Annotated in this window: 12 protein-coding genes, 1 tRNA gene and 2 rRNA genes (1 of these 15 running past the window's edge); 9 read left to right on the forward strand and 6 right to left on the reverse strand. The window is 54.5% G+C overall.

Going from position 1 to position 12,483, the window contains the following annotated elements; translation table 11 throughout:
* From AAC632_RS04900 to AAC632_RS04915, 4 genes are all read left to right on the forward strand, one after another.
* Window positions 1-2,323 (forward strand): 23S ribosomal RNA (locus tag AAC632_RS04900); it begins 509 nt to the left of the window's first position.
* A gap of 89 nt (window positions 2,324-2,412) precedes the next feature.
* A 5S ribosomal RNA gene (gene rrf, locus AAC632_RS04905) occupies window positions 2,413-2,527 on the forward strand.
* A gap of 83 nt (window positions 2,528-2,610) precedes the next feature.
* Window positions 2,611-2,687: transfer RNA gene (locus tag AAC632_RS04910), tRNA-Met, on the forward strand.
* Between the two features lie 121 nt (window positions 2,688-2,808).
* Window positions 2,809-3,513 carry an FkbM family methyltransferase gene (locus tag AAC632_RS04915; protein ID WP_340297855.1) on the forward strand — a complete coding sequence of 235 codons (705 nt, stop codon included), beginning with the start codon at window positions 2,809-2,811 and terminating at the stop codon, window positions 3,511-3,513.
* Between the two features lie 299 nt (window positions 3,514-3,812).
* On the opposite strand, the gene xylB is transcribed toward AAC632_RS04915, so the two are convergent.
* A complete protein-coding gene (gene xylB, locus AAC632_RS04920; RefSeq protein ID WP_340297854.1) occupies window positions 3,813-5,261 on the reverse strand; it encodes a xylulokinase in 1,449 nt (482 codons plus the stop codon).
* A 348-nt stretch (window positions 5,262-5,609) separates the two neighbouring features.
* On the opposite strand from xylB, the gene AAC632_RS04925 reads away from it, so the two are divergent.
* Window positions 5,610-6,041: a DoxX family protein gene (locus tag AAC632_RS04925; protein WP_340297853.1), complete on the forward strand. Its 432-nt coding sequence runs from the start codon at window positions 5,610-5,612 to the stop codon at window positions 6,039-6,041.
* A 52-nt stretch (window positions 6,042-6,093) separates the two neighbouring features.
* Here the strand turns inward: AAC632_RS04925 and AAC632_RS04930 are convergent, their stop codons facing one another.
* Genes AAC632_RS04930 through AAC632_RS04940 form a run of 3 tightly spaced genes read right to left on the reverse strand, consistent with a single transcriptional unit; the run spans window position 6,094 to window position 8,270 of the window.
* Complete coding sequence (locus AAC632_RS04930; protein WP_340297852.1) at window positions 6,094-6,699, reverse strand: 2-dehydro-3-deoxy-6-phosphogalactonate aldolase; 606 nt, start codon at window positions 6,697-6,699, stop codon at window positions 6,094-6,096.
* On the reverse strand, window positions 6,696-7,604 hold the full coding sequence (locus tag AAC632_RS04935; RefSeq protein WP_340297850.1) for a 2-dehydro-3-deoxygalactonokinase: 909 nt from the start codon (window positions 7,602-7,604) through the stop codon (window positions 6,696-6,698). Before AAC632_RS04935 ends, AAC632_RS04930 begins: the two co-directional genes overlap by 4 nt.
* Before the next feature lie 21 nt (window positions 7,605-7,625).
* Window positions 7,626-8,270 (reverse strand): SGNH/GDSL hydrolase family protein, encoded by a 645-nt coding sequence (locus AAC632_RS04940; protein ID WP_340297848.1) that lies wholly within the window; start codon window positions 8,268-8,270, stop codon window positions 7,626-7,628.
* Window positions 8,271-8,472: 202 nt separating this feature from the next.
* On the opposite strand from AAC632_RS04940, the gene AAC632_RS04945 reads away from it, so the two are divergent.
* Window positions 8,473-9,372: a glycerophosphodiester phosphodiesterase family protein gene (locus AAC632_RS04945; RefSeq protein WP_340297847.1), complete on the forward strand. Its 900-nt coding sequence runs from the start codon at window positions 8,473-8,475 to the stop codon at window positions 9,370-9,372.
* Window positions 9,302-9,640, forward strand: coding sequence for a fused MFS/spermidine synthase (locus tag AAC632_RS04950; protein ID WP_340297846.1), 339 nt, complete (start codon window positions 9,302-9,304; stop codon window positions 9,638-9,640). Before AAC632_RS04945 ends, AAC632_RS04950 begins: the two co-directional genes overlap by 71 nt.
* Here the strand turns inward: AAC632_RS04950 and AAC632_RS04955 are convergent.
* Complete coding sequence (locus AAC632_RS04955) at window positions 9,637-10,491, reverse strand: shikimate dehydrogenase family protein (RefSeq protein WP_340297845.1); 855 nt, start codon at window positions 10,489-10,491, stop codon at window positions 9,637-9,639. The genes AAC632_RS04950 and AAC632_RS04955 overlap by 4 nt on opposite strands.
* Before the next feature lie 131 nt (window positions 10,492-10,622).
* On the opposite strand from AAC632_RS04955, the gene AAC632_RS04960 reads away from it, so the two are divergent.
* Both AAC632_RS04960 and AAC632_RS04965 read left to right on the forward strand, forming a co-directional pair.
* On the forward strand, window positions 10,623-11,843 hold the full coding sequence (locus tag AAC632_RS04960) for an MFS transporter (RefSeq protein ID WP_340297844.1): 1,221 nt from the start codon (window positions 10,623-10,625) through the stop codon (window positions 11,841-11,843).
* 16 nt (window positions 11,844-11,859) lie between these two features.
* Complete coding sequence (locus AAC632_RS04965) at window positions 11,860-12,060, forward strand: hypothetical protein (protein ID WP_340244940.1); 201 nt, start codon at window positions 11,860-11,862, stop codon at window positions 12,058-12,060.
* 2 nt (window positions 12,061-12,062) lie between these two features.
* Here the strand turns inward: AAC632_RS04965 and AAC632_RS04970 are convergent, their stop codons facing one another.
* Window positions 12,063-12,437, reverse strand: a complete 375-nt coding sequence (locus tag AAC632_RS04970; protein ID WP_340297843.1) for a hypothetical protein — start codon at window positions 12,435-12,437, stop codon at window positions 12,063-12,065.
* Window positions 12,438-12,483: the final 46 nt, after the last annotated feature.

Consider the following 12,483-nt stretch of genomic DNA (forward strand, 5'->3'; position numbering starts at 1 on the left):
CCGACGAGGGGAGTGAAACAGTACCTGAAACCGGACGCCTACAAGCAGTCGGAGGAGCCTCGAGCTCTGACGGCGTACCTTTTGTATAATGGGTCATCGACTTGGTCTCACGAGCAAGCTTAAGCCGTTAGGTGTAGGCGCAGCGAAAGCGAGTCTTAATAGGGCGAATGAGTTCGTGGGATCAGACCCGAAACCGAGTGATCTAGCCATGACCAGGATGAAGGTTGGGTAACACCAACTGGAGGTCCGAACCCACACCTGTTGAAAAAGGTCGGGATGAGTTGTGGCTAGGGGTGAAAGGCCAATCAAACTCGGAGATAGCTGGTTCTCCGCGAAATCTATTTAGGTAGAGCGTCATCCGAATACCCCGGGGGGTAGAGCACTGGATGGGTAATGGGGCCCCACAGGCTTACTGATCCTAACCAAACTCCGAATACCCGGGAGTACTAGATGGCAGACACACGGCGGATGCTAACGTCCGTCGTGGAGAGGGAAACAACCCTGACCTCCAGCTAAGGCCCCTAATTCATGGCTAAGTGGGAAAGCAGGTGGGACGACCAAAACAACCAGGAGGTTGGCTTAGAAGCAGCCATCCTTTAAAGATAGCGTAACAGCTCACTGGTCTAAATAAGTTGTCCTGCGGCGAAGATGTATCGGGGCTCAAGCCATGAGCCGAAGCTGAGGATGCACGTAAGTGCGTGGTAGCGGAGCGTAGTGTGACATAACTCCATGTCTCCTTAACGGGTTCGCCCGTATTGGAGACGCGGAGTTTTCTGTGAAGCCGGGGCGTGAGCCATCCGGTGGAGAGATCACTAGCGAGAATGATGACATGAGTAGCGACAAACAGGGTGAGAGACCCTGTCGCCGAAAGTCCAAGGGTTCCTGCTTAAAGCTAATCTGAGCAGGGTAAGCCGGCCCCTAAGGCGAGGCAGAAATGCGTAGTCGATGGGAACCAGGTTAATATTCCTGGGCCAGTGGGATGTGACGGATCGTGACTGTTGTTCACCCTTATTGGATTGGGTGGGCCGCTAATCGGTTCCTGGAAATAGCCCCACACCAGACCGTACCCTAAACCGACACAGGTGGACTGGTAGAGAATACCAAGGCGCTTGAGAGAACGATGTTGAAGGAACTCGGCAAAATACCTCCGTAAGTTCGCGAGAAGGAGGCCCGGGTTCAAGGCAACTTGGATCCGGGGGCACAAACCAGGGGGTGGCGACTGTTTACTAAAAACACAGGGCTCTGCGAAGTCGCAAGACGACGTATAGGGTCTGACGCCTGCCCGGTGCCTGAAGGTTAAAAGGAGGGGTGCAAGCTCCGAATTGAAGCCCAGGTAAACGGCGGCCGTAACTATAACGGTCCTAAGGTAGCGAAATTCCTTGTCGGGTAAGTTCCGACCTGCACGAATGGCGTAACGACTTCCCCGCTGTCTCCAACATCGACTCAGCGAAATTGAATTGCCTGTCAAGATGCAGGCTTCCCGCGGTTAGACGGAAAGACCCCGTGCACCTTTACTACAACTTCAGATTGGCATCAGGCCAAGCATGTGCAGGATAGGTGGTAGACTTTGAAGCAGGGACGCCAGTTCCTGTGGAGTCATCCTTGAGATACCACCCTTGCTTTGCTTGATGTCTAACCGCGGCCCGTTATCCGGGTCCGGGACCCTCTGTGGTGGGTAGTTTGACTGGGGCGGTCGCCTCCTAAAGAGTAACGGAGGCGCGCGATGGTTGGCTCAGAGCGGTCGGAAATCGCTCGTTGAGTGCAATGGCAGAAGCCAGCCTGACTGCAAGACTGACAAGTCGAGCAGAGTCGAAAGACGGTCATAGTGATCCGGTGGTCCCAAGTGGGAGGGCCATCGCTCAACGGATAAAAGGTACGCCGGGGATAACAGGCTGATGATGCCCAAGAGTCCATATCGACGGCATCGTTTGGCACCTCGATGTCGGCTCATCTCATCCTGGGGCTGGAGCAGGTCCCAAGGGTATGGCTGTTCGCCATTTAAAGAGGTACGTGAGCTGGGTTTAGAACGTCGTGAGACAGTTCGGTCCCTATCTGCCGTGGGTGTAGGATACTTGAGAGGAGTTGCCCCTAGTACGAGAGGACCGGGGTGAACGATCCACTGGTGGACCTGTTGTTGCGCCAGCAGCAGTGCAGGGTAGCTATGATCGGACAGGATAACCGCTGAAGGCATCTAAGCGGGAAGCCCCCCTCAAAACAAGGTATCCCTGAGGGCCGTGGAAGACCACCACGTCGATAGGCCAGAGATGTAAGCGCAGCAATGCGTTCAGTTGACTGGTACTAATTGCCCGATAGGCTTGATTTGATCCAGTAGAAGCCAGGTTTGGCCTCTAGGATTGATGAAAGCATCACACTCAGGTGTGCTGACTTGGATGTTTTGTGTTTCTTTCTCGGTTTGGTGGTCATAGCGTGAGCAAAACACCCGGCTCCATTCCGAACCCGGCCGTTAAGTGCCACTGCGCCAATGGTACTGCGTCTTAAGACGTGGGAGAGTAGGTCACCGCCAAACCTAGTAAGAAACACGAACACCGATCTCTCTAACGATGCAGCCCCAAATTGCCTGAAATTTCAGCCTTGGGGCCTGTATATTGGCGCGGGGTGGAGCAGCCCGGTAGCTCGTCAGGCTCATAACCTGAAGGCCGCAGGTTCAAATCCTGCCCCCGCAACCAATCCCAATAGAATCAATAACTTATGATCTCGATGTGAGTGGAGTTGGGATTTGTTGAGACTCGTGTAACTATAGCGAACACTATAGTGTCTCAGCAGTGTTTTCTCGAGAGCATAGGTTATATGAAAAACCCGTTTCGCAATATTGTTATGTTGTTTAAGCGACACTTTCTAGGGGGTGTTGTAACGCTCGATGGCGTCAAGATTGATACAAAGCTTATCCAATCTTCGACGGTTCGTAATCTTTTGTTCAAGGGAATATACGAAGACGATGAACGAAAATTGCTTTCTGTGATATGTGATGAAAGAGATGTAATTCTTGAAATTGGTGCAGGGATAGGTGCAATTGGACTGATTGCGGCCAAGCTCTGCAACAAAGGTGCAGTCTATTCTTATGAAGCCAACACAAAAATGGCACCGGTGATAGCTCGCAACTACGAGTTAAACTCTCATGTTCCAACACTGCATTTGAAGCCAATTACAACCGATGGTCTACCGATTAATTTGTCAGTAACTGACAACATTATCTCTTCCAGTAGCTACTCTCGGAGTGATGTGGACGGTCTTATGAACACTTTGGAATCATTGTCCATAACTGAAGCTATGGAAACGCATGCGCCAAATTTTGTGATCATGGACGTTGAAGGATATGAAGCCGACCTTCTTTTGATTCCGTTTGGGAACGAAGTAACAAAACTCCTGATTGAATTTCATCCTCATATCATTGGTTCGGATGCCGTGGCTGATTTGAAAACTAGACTAGACGAACAAGGTTTCCATGAAATGGCAGCCTCAGGCAACAACGTTGCGTTCTTGAGGGCGGTTTAAAGATGCTGGTTGGATTAACTGGTTCCACAATAGGAATAACCTTAAGTGTTATAGTAGATCCCCTAACAAACGACGTAGTTATGAGGTTTTCAACACCAACTGCCTTCTAAGCCATTGATTTTATAGTGATCTGACACGACCCTGAAGGCCGCAGGTTCAAATCCTGCCCCCGCAACCAATAAAATCAACTTGCCTGCTCGTATCGCGCTGTTTGCTTCTGTCGCTTTGGCGGATGTGATGGCTTTTTCGCGTTTCCTGCCCCGTGCGATCCGCTCGCGGTTGGCAGAATTGCGCCTCCCTTACCGCAGTTTTTGCTGAACCGTTCGCAATGCGGGATATAAGGCGCGATATGCCTCAAGGCGTATCTGCGTGCTGTGATCCATTGCCCCTTTCGGTTTGAACCAATGACGGACAGTGGGGCGCTGCATCACTGCATCCATAGGTTTATCGCCGCATGCCACAAGCGCAAGCCGAGCGGCCCCAAGGGCAGGGCCCACAACGGCCTCATCGCTGCGACCTAGTGTAATCCCTGTCACATCTGCGATCATTTGCATCAACAAATCACTGCGGGTGCCCCCGCCAATGGCCAAGAGTGAGGTTGGGGCCGTGCCCGCTTTTGCAAAGGCCTCGGCCGCATCAGCAAAAGAAAAGGCGATCGCCTCAAGAACAGCGCGCATCAAGCTGCCTTGGCTCATGCCCTCGCCGAGATTGGCAAATCCCCCGCGAATTGTGGTGTCTCCATGCGGTGTGCGCTCCCCCGTCAGATAGGGCAGGAAGAGCGGGCCTGGCCGGGCCTCGACCGCTTCGGTCAAGAGAAGATCAATGGGGCGGTTTAACAGATCGGCCAGCCACGCCATCGGGCGTGCACCATTCAACATTGCGGCCATCTGAAACCAGTGATCAGGCACGGTATGGGCATAGGCGTGAATGCGATTTTCGATATTTGGGCGATAGGCATCCGTGGTCACAAAAAGCTGCCCCGAGGTGCCAAGCGAGATAAATCCATCACCTGCTTGCACAGCACCAAGACCGACCGCCCCCGCCGCACCATCGCCTGCACCTGCCGCCACAGGAATGTCAGGCGTCAGACCCAGATCGGTGGCGATATCGGGCAAAAGCGTGCCAGCCACATCCGTGCCATGCATGACGTGGGGCAGCCAAGCAGGCTCGGTTGCGGTCAGCTCACAAAGCCGCGCAGACCAACACCGCGCGGCCTCGTCAAACCATGATGTGCCTGCGGCGTCTGATGGGTCGGTCACACACCCGCCATGCAGGCAGAGCCCGATATAATCTTTGGGCAACATCACATGGCGGATCTTGGCGTGGGCCTCGGGCTCATGACGTGACAACCACAAGATTTTTGGCGCCGTAAAACCCGGCATTGGCAAAACGCCTGCACGTTGCGCGGCTGACGGATCGGCCGCGATGATATCGGAACATTCAACATCTGCACGGGCGTCATTCCATAAAATCACGGGCCGCACAGGTTTATGCTGCGCGTCCAGCACAACGGCGCCATGCATCTGGCCAGATAGGCCAATTGCCTTGATGGCGGCACGAAGCGCGGGATCTAATGCCTTGATGCAGGCGCGTGTTGCCTCCCACCAATCCTCGCAATTTTGCTCGCTTGCCCCATCAAACGGATGCGAAATGGGCAAATCTTTGCTGCTTTGCGCGATCAGATTTCCCTCAGCATCAATGACACAAAGCTTAACAGCCGAAGTTCCCAAATCGATCCCAAGATACATCTTCGACATCCTTTTCCCACTGGCTGAATGCCCGCATCTGTGGATTTGAGCGTAAAAGGGGCATTTTTGAAATTTAACTCGTGTAAAGTTTTGTCGGTATTGCAGCGCAAGAGGCAAGGGTAAATCATCTGCATCCGCCAGTAATTTGCCAGTCTGATGGCCAATCATTCAGCCACAAAGGCAATCCCATAGAAACCGCATCTCTTGAATGCAGGGATGACGGGCCCGTCACTCGCTGCATGCAAAAGGTCAGATATAATTTTTAAATCTGTAAAGCCCTCTGTCTGTGCGTATTTGTACAAAGCGCGTCAATTCTTTTGGAATATCCGACCGCTGAACGCTGTGTTTATGTCCGCGCCAAGCCGCGAATGGCTTTTGGAAAAGGATGGATATCTTATGCAGCAGCTTGAAAAATTTGCGCCGCTGATCGCGCGCGTGTTCATTGGTGGATTTTTCCTAATGGCAGGTCTGGGCAAGCTTGCCGATGTGCAAGGCTTTGCAGGCTATGTCACGATGGGTGGTTTGCCGGCGTTCTTGGCGTGGCCTGCGATTATCTTCGAGATTTTGGTGGGGGCTTCCCTATTGGTAGGGTTCAAATTGCGTCTTGTCGCATTGGCAGGCGCGGCCTTCTGTGTTGTCACAGCAGTGCTGTATCATAACAATTTTTCCGATCAGATACAGATGATCATGTTCCTCAAGAACTTCTCTATCGCAGGTGCATTCTTGATGTTCTTCGCGCATGGCGCTGGGGCTTATGCCTTGGATAAAAACGCCGCCTGATGTTTGGCAAAAGGGGCGGGGGTATCTCCCCGCCCTGTTCCCTCAGATATTTTCACCCGAAGGCCGCATCATAGGCCGTCACGCACTCTTTCGCCAAATGGCCAACTTTGGTTGCGTCATAATCAGGTTTGAACAGGTGCGAACCCAGGCCAAAACCAGTGATCCCTGCGGCCTGCCACGCGGCAAAATCTGCGGGACCAACGCCACCCACAGCATAGGTTTCAACCGATTTCGGCAGAACGGCGGCTAGGGCCTTATAGCCATCCACCCCAAGCTTGAAGGCAGGAAAGAGTTTCAACCCGTCTGCGCCGTGCCGCAATGCGGTCAAGCATTCGGTCGCAGTAAATGCACCCGGATAAGACAGCATCCCTTGTGCCTTTGTGGCTTCAATCACCGCGGGGTTTGTATCGGGTGATACCACCATTTTCGCACCGATCTGCACCAAGCGATCAACGGCTGCTACGTCTAGGACGGTGCCTGCGCCGATAAGGGCGCGCCCCTGTGCATGTGCAACCATGGCCGCGATACTGTCAAACGGGTCTGGCGAGTTTAACGGCACTTCGATCCGAGTGATCCCTGCCGCAATCAGTGCATCCGTTATGGAGAGCGCAGTCTCAGGCCGAAGGCCCCGCAAAATGGCAATAATGTTGCGGCTCATTCTGCGGCCTCTAAAAAGGATTTATACGCGGCCTTTAACCCGCTCAGGGCCATGCCCTCGCCAGAAATTTTGATGACACTTGCCCCTTGGGCGGTAATGGCCTCGTGATAGGCATCTGCAATGCCGCCCGTCCCAATCACACGGATATCTTGGCCCAGCCAATAGGGTTTGGCGCCCGCCAATTCCTGACCGATCAACAGACCAGATAGGCGCGCGCGGGCCGCATTCGTGTCGGCCCCATGAAGCAACCCCTCGGCGCGGATGGAAAAGAGATTAGCCGACACCAATGCAGGATGGGCGATTGCCTCATCCAAAGCGGCAAGAAAGGTGGCGCTGTCCCAGCCCCCGCCGCCCACGGAATGGCGCAGAACCGAGGCCTGCTCTAACAGGCCGAACAATTCCCCTGTCATGAAGGTGCGGAAGCTGACGATCTCGCCCGCGCTGATCTGCACCCATTTGCAATGCGTGCCAGGCAGGCAAAGGATGCCATCAAAATTTGGATACTCGTCTAAAAACCCCGCGATTTGCGTCTCTTCTCCGCGCATTACATCTGCGGGACGCTCTTGCTTGATCCCAGGAATAATATGGGCGGCCAAGCGGGGGTCTGTGGTATCCACTTTGACGGCTGCGGCGACAGAGGGCGGGGGGCAAGGGGTCGCGACATAGGGCGCTTCTGCCCATCCTTGGCGTGCGCCCGCCATGCCGCATATCAAAGCCGTAGTTTTTTCAGATGCGGGCAAAAGATCGTCCGCCAATTCTACGAGGGCGGCCTCGAACCCGTCAGGGCGAAGGTTGCCCATACCATCGCAGGAGTGACGCTGCGCCAAGACCGATCCTTCGGCGTTGATCCACCAAATGCGCAGATGCGATGTGCCCCAATCTACAGCCAACCAATTCGATGTCATCGCGTCTCTCTTATCCGATATTCAGTTTTGAATGGCTGTGAAAATCAGCTCAGCAATGCGGGGCATTTGCGTGGCCTCATAGTGTATGCCATCCACGGGTGAAACCGTCACTGCGCCTGTGAGATCGACCAAATCCACGCCCTCGCGTGCCGCCATTTCGGCCATGGCGGGGGATAGGCCCGTTGATTTTGCAGCGCCGCCACGGAACATTTCCGCCAAAACCCCCCGTTCCTCAATCTGTGGAGGGCAGACAACAATCACCCGCGGGATACCACGCGCAGGCCCGCAGCCAGAGGCGCGGATGATACGCACGAGTTTACCCACAGATTGCGCAATATCGAAAGCATTGACGCAAAAGCGCGGCTTTAGGTCATTGGTGCCAAGTTTCACCACCACCGTATCAATTGGGCTGTGGCTTTCTAAAATCCCCAGTAACGCGGCCGCGCCATTCTTATGCGGCCCTTCCACTGGGTCATCATGCAAAGTCGTGCGCCCGGGCAAGCCTTCATCAATCACGTGCCATGTGGCCCCAAGTTTTTGCGCCAAAAGGGTCGGCCATCTTTGCGCAAGGGGATAGCGCTCTGGCTGCCCAAGCACAGTTAAAGGCACAGTGCCATGGGTATTGGAATCGCCAAAAAGCAAAAGGGTTTTGGGGTCTTGTTCCATCTCTTCCCTTTCCCGACTGGCCCTTAGACCAAGGGCACAAATGGCACGCCACAGCCTGCAAGGATGATACAGGCCAACAGAATGCGATAATGGGTCATGTGATCGTTACTTTCCTGTTTTACTGCGCGAAACAATAAGCGCCACTTGGCTGATTGCAAGCAATGGCTGCGGGGTGCTAGGCAAGAGGTAGGCGTTACAGGAAATGTCAGGACGCGTGATGGGCGATGCGGCGGCAGATTTTCGCAAATTGTCAGGGATGATCCGTATCGTTGGCCATCGGGGCGCGCGCGGGGTGTTTCCCGAAAATACGATGCTTGGTTTTGATTATGCGCTGGCCGCAGGTGTGCCATTGCTTGAGTTTGACGTGGTGCTGACGGGCGATGATATCCCCGTCATTACGCATAATCCCACGCTGCACGCCGCAACCTTTCGGGATGACACGGGACAGTTCATCACAAATGAGATGCCAATCCGTGATTTGAGCTATGCTGATCTCTGTCGCTATGAGGTTGGTAAAATTGATGGGCAGAGCGCCTATGGCGCGGCCTTTCCCGATCAGGCGCAGGTTGACGGGCTACAGGTGCCGCGATTGGCCGATCTATGCGCCCTTATTTCACAGCCTCAGCACGCGGCGGCGCGTTTGCTTCTGGAGATGAAATCTGATCCCGTGCTTGCCCAAGATACCGCCGCGCGGGCGCATTTTGTTGCGGCAGTTTTGGATGTGATCCGTGGCACAGATGTGGTCGAGCAGACCGTTTTGCACAGTTTTGATTGGGCCATTTTGGCGGACTGTAAGGCACAAGCGCCAGAAATCCCGCGGTCATATTTGTCGATTGCATCTGAGCCGCACTTTCGATTGCCACCCGATATTCCCGCTCAGATCAAGGCGGAAGGTGGCGCGCTCTGGTGCCCGCATTTCGCGGATATCACCGCAGCAGATGTTGCCTATGCGAAAAGCCTAGATTTGGGCGTAGTTGTTTGGACGGTAAATCAAACCGCAGATATCGATCGCATGATTGATTTTGGGGTGGATGCGATCTGTTCCGACTATCCCGCCCGCGTGCAGCGCCGCTTGTCGGATAGGGGTTTGCGCTGGCAGTAAGGCCAGCAGCGCAATTTGCCCAAGTGTCGAAGTCTGGACAGAGGCACGTGGGCCAAGCATGGGTGAGCGGCGGATTTTTGTTCTTCTGTGTGGCGAAACACCAAGTCCTGTCTCTCGCCTCACGGCGGGGTCGCCTGATCCAATGATCTTTCAACCCCTCGATGATGCCTTCGTGGCGCAGATTGTGGCTGATAAGCAGCCGCGCGTTCTGACAGATGACTATGCACCGATTAGCGCCCTGATCGAATTTGAGCCCATCTTGAATTAGGCTTGCAACAGCGCCGCGCGCAACGCGGCCTCATCCACGCTGCCGCCCGAAAAATGTGCCCATGCGTGCACGCCTTGATAAAAGAATAATTCCCACCCAGAAATGATTTCTAGACCAAGCGCCGCTGCATCTTTGAGGAACGGGGTCTCAAGTGGGGTATAGACCGCGTCAAACACCCATTTTGCCTCTCGCATATGCGCAGCCGGCAGCGGGGTGCCGCCATAGCCAACCATGCCAATTGGCGTTGCGTTCACAAGGCCTGTGATCTCAGGTGGCAGATTGGACACCTCGTGCATCGTTGTGACCTGTAATGTCGGAAAGCCACGCGCCAGATCACGCTTTAGGCCATCGGCTTTAGCCAAATCTGTATCAACCAGATGCAACGCGCTTGCCCCTAAATCTGCAAGGCCAAAGGCAATCGCGCGTCCCACCCCACCTGACCCGATGATCAGCACCTCGCTTGGCGCGTCATCGCCCCGCGTGGCCTGATAGGCGGCCTTAAAGCCCGTGTAATCTGTGTTATAGCCGATGGGCCCTTGGGCCGTGAAAAGAACGGTGTTCACGGCCCCAACCGCGTCCAACATGGGATCGGCCAGTTGCACAAGTGGCACCACTTTTTCTTTATAGGGATATGTGATGTTGAGCCCTGAATAGCCTTCAATTTGCGCGGTCTCGAAGACCGCAAGAAAGGTTTCCTCGCGTTCAGGGGGGATCAAGAGATCATAGCTGACCGCGCGGGCGTTCAGGTGGCCTGCAATTCGGTGCAAACGCGGGGCGCTGGATTGTTTGATATTGTCACCGATCAGCCCCAATTTGAGCGGGGCATGGTTCTGGGTCGGGCTTAAGGACATATCGCCTGGTCTTTCTATTCGCGCGTGATTTGGCCATCTCGCCACGAATGGCGGGCAGATGCAACTTTTGTTGGCGCTCTTTTTGGAATGGCGATAGCGTTAGATTTGCGCGATGGGAACAGGTCTGATCCATGCAAAGCAATATTCATGATAGCGCCTATTCTTGGGGTAGGCTCGCCATCACCTTGGCGATTGCGATGATTGCTAATGTGGGCATGTGGGCTATCATCGTGGTCATGCCTGCGGTTGAGGCGGAATTTGGATCGCTGCGCGCGGCCTCGTCCTTGCCCTACACGATGACGATGGTGGGGTTTGGCGCGGGCAATCTTTTGGTGGGGCGCTTGGTGGATCGTTTTGGTGTCACGATTGCCCTCTCTCTGGCAGCTGTCATGATCGCGGCGGGGTTCGCTCTCTCCACTCTCGCAAGCAGCATTTACACGCTGTCCCTGATCCATCTGATTTTGGGCCTTGGAACGGCTGCGGGCTTTGGCCCTTTATTGGCGGATATATCGCATTGGTTCTTGCGCCGCCGCGGGATTGCCGTGGCCTTGGTGGCCAGCGGCAATTACCTCTCTGGTGCGATTTGGCCGATGGTTCTTTCTGGGATTTTGGCCGAGGATGGATGGCGGGCTGTCTACCTCACCCTTGCAGTGATTGCGCTTGTGGGGATCATCCCGCTTTCATTCGCGTTGCGGCGCAAACTGCCAGAAACCGCCCATGCCCAGTCCGAGGCAATGTCGCGCGCCAAGGCAAATTCGGTTGGCCTGTCCTCGCGCCAGTTGCAATATCTGCTGGGCTTTGCAGGCGTGGCCTGCTGTGTGGCCATGTCGATGCCACAGGTGCATATCGTATCTTACTGCGTGGGCCTTGGATATGGCCCTGCGGTGGGAGCCGAGATGCTGTCGCTGATGCTTCTGGGTGGTGTGGTCAGCCGCATCATTTCAGGCTTAGTCGCTGATCATTTGGGTGGTGTGCGCACCCTATTGATTGGATCAGTTCTGCAAATGACGGCGCTGTTTTTTTACCTGCCCTATGATGGGCTTGTGTCGCTTTATGTTGTCAGCTTGATTTTTGGTTTGGCTCAGGGTGGGATTGTTCCGTCTTACGCTTTGATTGTGCGCGAATATATGCCCGCCCGAGAAGCAGGTCAGCGGGTTGGATTTGTGATCATGATGACGATTGTGGGCATGGCGCTTGGCGGTTGGATGTCGGGGTGGATTTTCGATGTAACAGGCAGTTATCAGATGGCATTCATCAACGGTATTTTGTGGAACGGGTTTAATGTGGCGATTATTGCGTGGCTTTTGACGCGCAGTCGCCGCCCGCAAGCCCCCGTTTTGGCCGCAGGCTAGGGGAGGAGGAGAGTTAATGTTCAATGATGATGTTGCCGCCATTTGTCCTGAATGTGGGGCAAGCGATATCGCGATGGATGCGACAAAGATCACCTGTCAATCTTGCGGTCATTTCGAGGCTTTGGGCCTTGAGGCCGAAGGATCAAGCGCGGCACTCACAAGCCTCTCACAGGCCTATGCGATTTCCGTTTTGCAACGCTGGAGTTTTGCAGGCTAGCGTTATTGTTGCACAATCGCGTTTTCCCATTCGGCCAAAAAATTGCGCCGATTGAGCGGGTCAAGATAGACCATCAGGGCGGGGCCGATCCGAATAGGCCCAAATCCCGCACTAGACGCAGCAGGCGATGTGTCATTGAGCGGCGGCAGGGGCCAACCATCGGCCCCATCGCGCAAGGCGATACTGAGCAGCGCATCAATAAACGCCCCTGCATCGTTTGGGTTCTGCGCCGTGCTTGGTATCAAGGCGGTGCGCAAAATCACGTTGGAAAAATCGGTCATCCGCAGAATTTGGACACGACCTTCGGATTGATCGGCCAAACGTTCGGCCACGTAACTGCCCAAGACATTATAGGCGAGGGCTAGTTTGCCACTCATCACATCCTCAATCATTTGGCTTGAACAGCAATAGAGCGTGGGGTTG

Origin of the sequence: Roseobacter sp. HKCC-CH-9351, from assembly GCF_037830295.1 — a bacterium.
In the GTDB taxonomy this organism is placed as follows: Bacteria; Pseudomonadota; Alphaproteobacteria; order Rhodobacterales; family Rhodobacteraceae; genus M30B80.

Coding starts and splice junctions, on each gene's coding strand:
- AAC632_RS04915 (WP_340297855.1), top strand. CDS start 2,809: ATGAAAAACCCGTTTCGCAATATTGTTATGTTGTTTAAGCGACACTTT.
- xylB (WP_340297854.1), bottom strand. CDS start 5,261: ATGTATCTTGGGATCGATTTGGGAACTTCGGCTGTTAAGCTTTGTGTC.
- AAC632_RS04925 (WP_340297853.1), top strand. CDS start 5,610: ATGTCCGCGCCAAGCCGCGAATGGCTTTTGGAAAAGGATGGATATCTT.
- AAC632_RS04930 (WP_340297852.1), bottom strand. CDS start 6,699: ATGAGCCGCAACATTATTGCCATTTTGCGGGGCCTTCGGCCTGAGACT.
- AAC632_RS04935 (WP_340297850.1), bottom strand. CDS start 7,604: ATGACATCGAATTGGTTGGCTGTAGATTGGGGCACATCGCATCTGCGC.
- AAC632_RS04940 (WP_340297848.1), bottom strand. CDS start 8,270: ATGGAACAAGACCCCAAAACCCTTTTGCTTTTTGGCGATTCCAATACC.
- AAC632_RS04945 (WP_340297847.1), top strand. CDS start 8,473: ATGTCAGGACGCGTGATGGGCGATGCGGCGGCAGATTTTCGCAAATTG.
- AAC632_RS04950 (WP_340297846.1), top strand. CDS start 9,302: ATGCGATCTGTTCCGACTATCCCGCCCGCGTGCAGCGCCGCTTGTCGG.
- AAC632_RS04955 (WP_340297845.1), bottom strand. CDS start 10,491: ATGTCCTTAAGCCCGACCCAGAACCATGCCCCGCTCAAATTGGGGCTG.
- AAC632_RS04960 (WP_340297844.1), top strand. CDS start 10,623: ATGCAAAGCAATATTCATGATAGCGCCTATTCTTGGGGTAGGCTCGCC.
- AAC632_RS04965 (WP_340244940.1), top strand. CDS start 11,860: ATGTTCAATGATGATGTTGCCGCCATTTGTCCTGAATGTGGGGCAAGC.
- AAC632_RS04970 (WP_340297843.1), bottom strand. CDS start 12,437: ATGAGTGGCAAACTAGCCCTCGCCTATAATGTCTTGGGCAGTTACGTG.